The 1,729-nt window shown below is 55.8% G+C and carries 2 protein-coding genes; both read right to left on the reverse strand.

The genetic code is table 11. The annotated features are described in order from the left end of the window. On the reverse strand, window positions 1-1,308 hold a 1,308-nt coding region (ntrX, locus tag ACXJ5O_RS25940; RefSeq protein ID WP_457302418.1), incomplete at its 3' end, for a nitrogen assimilation response regulator NtrX. 1 nt (window position 1,309) lies between these two features. Continuing rightward, the coding region (locus ACXJ5O_RS25945; protein ID WP_457302419.1) for a sensor histidine kinase at window positions 1,310-1,729 on the reverse strand (420 nt) is incomplete at its 5' end.

Consider the following 1,729-nt stretch of genomic DNA (forward strand, 5'->3'; position numbering starts at 1 on the left):
GAATTCAGCTGTGCGTGAGATGTTTCCACCAAAGCGATTGATCTGGGCTATCAGATATTCCTTCTCAAACCGCTCCCGTGCTTCACGCAACGGCAGCGCCATGATGTGCTGGTCCGATTCCGTAGGTGGTTTTGGCAGTGTATCACCAATCTCGGCGGGCAGCAGGTCAGCGGTAATCACCGATTCTGGATCGTCGCCCCGGGCAAGAATGATCAGGCGCTCGATGTTGTTGCGCAACTGGCGAATGTTGCCCGGCCATGAATGCGACTGCAGTACTGCCATTGCATCGGGACCAATCTTTCGCGGCTTGATACCGGCCTGATCGGCGATCTGCCCCATAAAGAACTCGACAAGCGCAGGGATATCGTCACGCCGGTCAGCCAATGGCGGGACGATAACTGGAACGACCGCGAGCCGATGAAACAGATCTTCACGGAAACGTCCCTCGGCAATCATTGCCTCGAGGTTCTGTGCGGTCGAAGAAAGAATACGAACATCGACCTTGATCCGCTTGGTGCCTCCTACCCGCTCGAACTGCTGGTCCACCAAAACGCGCAGAATCTTGTTTTGGGTTTCCCGCGGCATGTCAGCTATCTCATTCAGGTAGAGAATGCCGCCATGCGCTTCCTCCAAGGCGCCGACCTTGCGCTCACCACCATCGGATTCGGTGCCAAATAGTTCGACTTCCATACGTTCCGGTGTGATCGTTGCCGCGTTCAGATTGACGAACGGTCCTTTGGAACGTGTCGACAGGGCATGAATGGCACGCGCGGTCAGTTCCTTGCCTGCGCCGGAAGGGCCTGTGATCATGATGCGGCTGTTGGTTGGCGCAACCCGTTCAATGGTTTGGCGAAGATGATTCATGGAGAGCGAACTGCCAAGAAGTTCGAAGCTTTCGCTCGAGCGCTTGCGCAGGTCGGAGACCTCGCGGCGCAGCTTCGATGTCTCCAATGCCCGCTCGGCAATCAGGATCAAACGGTCAGCCTTGAAAGGCTTCTCGATAAAATCATAAGCACCGCGGCGAATGGCCGAAACGGCCGTTTCGATATTGCCGTGGCCAGAAATCATAACGACCGGGATCTCCGGATGCCGCAGCTTGATCTCGTCCAGGAGCGCCAAGCCATCCAGACGGCTGCCCTGCATCCAGATGTCGAGAAAAATCAGCCGGGGTATGCGGTCGTCTATCGAAGCGAGCGCGCTATCGGCGTCGGATGCGACCCGGGCCTCATAGCCTTCGTCGCTGAGAATGCCAGCCACAAGTTCACGGATGTCGACCTCATCGTCGACCACAAGAATGTCAGATGCCATATTAATTCACCTGTTTTGCCGATTTATCGGTCTCTGCTTCGACCGGCGTAACGGTCTGTGTGGTTGGAAAAGTCATGCGGATCATCGCGCCCCGGCCCCCGTAAAAATCTTCCGGCGCGTCATGCAATTCGAGGTGTCCAGCGTGGTCCTCGACAATCTTCTTGACGATAGCAAGACCAAGTCCGGTACCCTTTTCGCGAGTCGTCATGTACGGCTCCAGCAGCCGCTGGCGATGTTCGCGCGGCAGGCCTTTGCCATTGTCAAGTATCTCCACGACGATCGCCGCATCATCCTGTCTGGATCTGACAAGAATGTGTCCGTTCGCATGAGTCTCTTTCACAATGGATTCAACGGATTCGGCGGCGTTCTTGATGACATTTCCGAAAGCCTGTCCCATCAAACGACTGTCAAACTGACCTAT

This window comes from Phyllobacterium sp. P5_D12 (assembly GCF_054049495.1).